This is a genomic window from Anaerobiospirillum succiniciproducens DSM 6400, from assembly GCF_000482845.1.
Lineage (GTDB): Bacteria > Pseudomonadota > Gammaproteobacteria > Enterobacterales > Succinivibrionaceae > Anaerobiospirillum > Anaerobiospirillum succiniciproducens.
This window is the reverse complement of sequence record NZ_AXWV01000114.1, coordinates 1-6,219: the sequence shown is the minus strand read 5'-3', so window position 1 is coordinate 6,219 and position 6,219 is coordinate 1. Positions and strand designations below refer to the sequence as shown.

The 6,219-nt window shown below is 41.6% G+C and carries 2 protein-coding genes and 1 tRNA gene; 1 reads left to right on the top strand and 2 read right to left on the bottom strand.

The features are described from left to right. Window positions 1–396 precede the first annotated feature (396 nt). Both H524_RS0111555 and gdhA read right to left on the bottom strand, forming a co-directional pair. Entirely contained in the window at window positions 397–2,010 is a 1,614-nt protein-coding gene (locus H524_RS0111555; protein ID WP_027940308.1) for a methyl-accepting chemotaxis protein, read from the bottom strand. A gap of 1,309 nt (window positions 2,011–3,319) precedes the next feature. Further along, complete coding sequence (gene gdhA, locus H524_RS0111550) at window positions 3,320–4,672, bottom strand: NADP-specific glutamate dehydrogenase (protein WP_027940307.1); 1,353 nt, start codon at window positions 4,670–4,672, stop codon at window positions 3,320–3,322. Between the two features lie 1,229 nt (window positions 4,673–5,901). Here gdhA and H524_RS0111545 point away from each other — a divergent pair. After that, window positions 5,902–5,991: transfer RNA gene (locus H524_RS0111545), tRNA-Ser, on the top strand. Window positions 5,992–6,219: the final 228 nt, after the last annotated feature.

Genomic DNA, 6,219 nt, shown 5'->3' with positions numbered 1-6,219 from the left:
AAAAGATGGAGCGCCAGAGATTAGCTAGCTAGCTTAAAACAAATAAGCCTACGCCCTATACAGAGGTATAGAGCGTAGGCATACACAAACTAAGCTTAATATCACAACATGTGACTACATGGCTGAATGGATATATCTATTCGGTTAGGGATCCTATTGTCTTTTTTCAGTGTTCTCGAGACAGATTCTTGATTTTTGAATGGTTTCGATTGATTTTAAAAGATGATTCGGTATACCGTTAACTTATGAGGCTTGCGTAATAGAAAACTACATGTCCGGATCATGTAGAACCATGGTCAAAATCATATAGCAAAAGCCTTATATAAGCCACTCCCTAAAATCGACCAAGTACTTAGGCACTAAATAATAGCGACTAAGGAGCTTGCAGTTAAATAATTAGAACTTGAAGCCGTTCATGATCTTCATGAGGCGATCAACTTCTTTTGAGGTGTTGCTAATAACAACCTGGTTCTCGTTAGCAATCTGAGCAACATCACGTGAGGTATTAGTAAGATCCTGCATGTTAGCTGAGATCTCATTACTTGCAGTGGACTGCTCTTCAGCTGAGGCTGCGATCTGCTCGATCTGAGCATTTACATCCTTAACGTGAGAAGCGATCTCATTAAATACAGTCTCAAGACCTGTTGCGTTCTGAGCAAGGTTATCCATACCAGTTACAGCACGCTCCATGGATACAGTAGCATCGTTAGCTACACTCTCCATGCCCTTAACCTTAGAGGAAATCTCGCCAGTTGAGGAGCTAGTACGTGATGCCAGGGCACGAACTTCGTCAGCAACCACAGCAAAGCCACGACCTGCCTCACCAGCGCGGGCTGCCTCAATTGCAGCGTTCAGAGCTAATAAGTTGGTCTGAGCTGCAATCTCATCAATGGTGTTAACGATTGAGTTAATAGAACGAGACTGATTGATCATAGCCTCGATCTGCTTATTGTTAGTCTTAGACTGCTCGGACTGCTCAATAATGGCGTCAATCGACTCCTTAGCAGTGTGCATACCTTCGTTAGTCTTATCAGTAGACTTACGAGCTAAATCAGCTGCTGCCTCACAATTTGCAGCAATCTCGTGAGTGGTAGCAACCATCTCATTAGCTGCAGCTGCAATGGTAATAGCACGGTTTTCTGAGTCGTTAGCATGATGAGTTAAACGCTCAGTTGCTTCACTAGCATTCTTCATTTCTCGATCGATGTTGCGGCCGATCTCAACGAGCTTGTACATAACAGATGACTGTTGATGACGTAAAGCCTCTAAGGTGCGACCAAGCTTACCGATCTCATCTTCATATGGAAGATCGACTTTATTAGAGAAGTCCTGCTTTTCCATATGACGCATGCTTTCCATGATTACGTCTAAAGCATTAGTAATGTAACGAGCGGAGAAAGTTGCAATCATTAATGAAAGCACAATGGCAAGTACAGTAATGGAAGAAACTAAGATGAGCGGACGTGAGTCTGCTGACTTATCCACTGCATCATTAACTTCCTTGAACATGCCATTACGCATATAGTTCAGCTCGGCAAAGATGGAGTCAACCAAAGGCTGAATCTTGCTTCTGTAAACAGTTAATGCGCCTGCAGCATCACCTGCTTCAACACGAGGTACTAACTCACGCTCAAAATTTTGTTCAAACTCAGCTACATACTCTTTTAAGCGACGAGCAGCATCATGGTATACAGCGGCTTTATAATTTGAAACTTTAGAACTAAAAGGCTCAGCGACAGCTGTTAACTCACGATGAATTTCTTCTGTATTACCAAACTGCATTGCAGCAATATATGAGACGATTAAAACTTCGATCTCATATGCTGTGGTGTGAATATCATCAACAACACCATAACGATTGTTCAGAGTATTGTGAACATCGGTTGCAATAGCCTGATTACCTCTTAAAGAGTACAGAGATACAGAAGTGATGATTAAAGTAAGAAATATTAGGACACAGAAGTTGAATAACAACTTTGTTTTAATTGCCAGTTTATAGTACCAATCCATGGCTCTCTCCCTGACAGCACCTGTTTTGCTTTAACCTAAAGCATCACCATACAACCTAAGGTTGAGAGTTAAACAGACTGCTGTGCCGCACTCTTAAATAAAGAATCGGCTTGTTTGCTGATAAATCTATTAATGCCTCACACTTAAGGCTTGCAGCTAATGCGCTAAAGATAAGTGTTTAGTTAAAACTTTAGTGAAAACACAAACTGACAAACTTGCTGCCATAAAAAACAGTTAGCTTGACTGCCATATAATATGTTTAACTAAAGAAAGTTACTGTGACACAATTTACACTGCGACAATAAAGCTACAAATTTTTCACCAATGATATGAACTATGTCACACCAATAAGCTTGTAGTCTTAACATTTAGTTGTATAGCACTGTTTCTTTATTGAGAACTTGCTAAATATTTAGCAGGCTCTGTACATCAGCCTCATGATTAGCACATCTAATGCCTTATCCATGCCGCTAAGCCCACCCAGGTACTATTGTCTTAATTCAAAAATCGCCAAAATAACGTTCTATAAGTAGCGCGTTATCAAGAGATTGAATTAAACAACATTGGGCCTATCGCCATCTCATCTAAAGATGTATGTCACAGTCCAATAAAGCCGTGATCCAAGACATCAGAGAGTTACCACCGCAATTTAGTGCAAGTTAGGTAACTACATATTGCATAATCTAACCATTATGCCTTGAAAAGGCTATGTAAAGCATCAAGAAACACAAGCGAATTAACACAAATTGTATCGAAGTTGTTAACATTGCATTTCTTGCTTGTATTACAAGAGTGATCATTTGAAGCAAAATCTTACACTTCGTACAAAGCTGATGCCTATGAACTTCCTATCTATGCACTAGATATAACAAAACTTCTAGTAGTACTGGTCTAAATAAAAACCTAATGCAAGCCCCCAACACCTCTCACTTAGCTAAATACATAAGCTATAGCTTGAGACTTTCCCATAACACTATCGCTGCCAATTACGAGCTGTAACTGGTCATACCAAGCTAAAAGTAATGGTTTGCTATCAAGCATATACGCCTCGACAAAATTAAAGATCACTGACAAAACAAGATACGCAAGGGTAAAGATAAAAGAGAGATTGCAAATCAAAGAGCGGTTCTGAGGGTGATTTGAAGAGGTAGTCTTGAGAGGACTATAAGAGGAAGTCGTGGAAGACTCATAATAGAAAGGCTATTGGAGCTTGGAACCATGGCATTAAGTTAACAACGCCATGGTCCAGGCTTCAATCTTTTGCTTGTGCCTAGAGGAGATTTTAGGCACTAGACTGTTTTATGTGTGATTAGATAACACCCTGAGCGATCATTGCATCAGCAACCTTACGGAAGCCAGCAATGTTAGCACCTAATACGAGGTTGCCCTGTGCGCCGAACTCCTTGGCGGTCTCAGATGCATTGTTGTAGATGTTGATCATGATGTCGTGGAGCTTCTTGTCAACAACTTCAAATGGCCATGCGGTCATAGAAGCATTCTGCTCCATCTCTAACTGAGAGGTAGCAACACCACCTGCGTTAGCAGCCTTAGCAGGGCCGTAGCAAATACCAGCTGCTAAAAATGCGTTAATTGCATCGATAGTAGATGGCATGTTAGCGCCTTCAGCAACACACTTACAGCCGTTAGCTAATAAGGTCTTAGCGTCTTCTAAGAAGAGCTCGTTCTGGGTTGCGCATGGGAAAGCAGCGTCACATGGAACGGTCCATACGAAGTGCTTGCCCTCTGGGTACTCTGATACAGGAACGTACTTAGCAGTTGGAACTAACTCAACATAACGAGTTAATGAAGCACGCTCAACTTCCTTAACCTGCTTTAATACATCAACCTTAATACCATCTGGATCGTAGACAGAACCACGTGAGTCAGATACGGTAACTGGCTTTGCACCCTTTTGGTATAACTTCTCACAACAGTAAATAGCAACGTTACCAGCACCTGAAACGGTAGCAACCTTGCCCTCTAAAGAATCACCACGATCCTTTAACATTTCCTGAGCAAAGTAAACGGTACCGTAACCAGTTGCTTCAGTACGTGCTAAGGAACCACCGTAGTTGAGGCCCTTACCAGTTAAAACACCCTCATAAGAGGTGGTGAGGCGCTTGAAAGTGCCGTATAAGTAACCGATCTCACGACCACCAACACCGATGTCGCCAGCTGGAACGTCAATGGTTGCACCAATGTAGCGGTGTAACTGAACCATGAAGGCCTGGCAGAAGCGCATGATCTCATTGTCGGACTTGCCCTTAGGATCGAAGTCTGAACCACCCTTAGCGCCGCCAATTGGAGTACCAGTTAAGGAGTTCTTGAAGATCTGCTCGAAGCCTAAGAACTTTAAAACACCCTCATTCACAGATGGGTGGAAACGTAAGCCGCCCTTGTAAGGACCGATTGCGGAGTTGAACTGTACGCGGTAGCCACGGTTTACCTGGATCTCGCCCTTGTCGTCAACCCACTGAACCAAGAAGTGGATAACACGCTCAGGCTCAGTGATGCGCTCGAGGATCTTGTTCTTCTGATAAGCAGGGTTCTTATCAAGAGCTGGCTGAAGGGTACCTAAAACCTCTTCAACTGCCTGTAAGAACTCAGGCTGATAAGAATAACGCTGTGAGAGCTGCTCGAAGACCTGCTGTGAATAGGACATGTCGTATCTCCTAAAAAACGAATTAGATTGAAGTACAGGGCTTAATTTACGCGCACCTAAACCAGCTATCAAGAAAAACCGTTCATAAGCCCTCAAATTTAAAAACTGCGATCCATTTTGGTAAGGCAACGCACCCAAACAAGCAAGCCACCTTAATCTCTATATAAAGAAACAACACTTCACCATATTGTCAGCACAAACATTATAAATAGGCCACTTTTAACAACTATTTAACTAAGAATCTACGTCAAATACAGCTACCACAGAGTATTTTTACATACAAACATAAAAATCATGTAGGTTAAAATAGTGCACACAAATTTGATCTAAACCTAATTTTCAAAACATACTCTAGAGAGATAAAGATCAAGTTTTGGCTTCTATAAACTTACATATCGACCAAAAACATCTGTAAACTAAAGAACAAATACGATATATAAGGCATTCTTAAATTAATGCACTATTTTGGACACGATTTTTAGACTTTTCTACCCGTACTTACTACCTAATAAACGCAATAAATTTGCCCCGCACACCTCAATGCAACTAATCAACAGACAGATGTTCAATGCAATGCATGTATGAGTGAGTGAGTGAGTGAGTGAGTTAGTGAGTTAGTGAGTTAGTGAGTTAGTGTAAGTTTCTAACTTAGGGATGTTACAGGCTGTTGGTCATTAGCCCCAAGTGCTGACTTCAACGTCACCTTCAACACTGGTGATACCGAAGTGACCTCAACTACCTTAAGCGACGGTCTGCCTATGGTTAAGTTAAGTACCGAAGTTGTGGATGAGCTTAACGATGGTGTAAATGTGGCCTTGCCGCTCAGTATGGATCTATTGGCGGCACAATCGGAGTGAACTACGTATATTCAGGGAACACTGATTCATTTGGTGTGAACGCTAATGTACGTTATTCATTCTAATAAGTATTGAGTTAAAAGGAGCGCATTAGGATACTACTTCACTAAAACGCATGATTAAGCAGTAGCCTGATGCATATGATCTTATGAAGCGATCATGAGCAGCAAAATTCCTAGCCAATCATGAGCGCTTTTTTAATTATTTTTAGCTTAAAAACCATTGTTTAGCAGCATTAGACAAAAAGTTAATGCATTAGAAATTGGCTTATATAAGGCATTTGAGCGCCTGTAGCGCACTTCTTTGCAAAATGTTGTAGCTTTAGGCTTGCACAGTGTAAAAATATCGGTATAATGTGCGCACAACCTATGCGGATGGATGGCAGAGCGGTTGAATGCAACGGTCTTGAAAACCGTCGAGGATTTGCGTCCTCCGTGAGTTCGAATCTCACTCCATCCGCCATCAGGTACTCAAGCGGCTTTAAGGCCGTTTTTTTGTACCTAAATTCATAGATACAACATTTCTTTACAAGCTTCCCTCACTGCATACCATCAAGGTTAGCTAAGCTTCATCAGCTTTTTGAGCTGTAACGCCCTGCATTCTTAAAACCTAGAACCATATTTTTACAGCCTTTACCTTATCTAAGGCTGTTGCTGCAGTCCTATATCCAGCCTGTTGCCTACTTGCCTC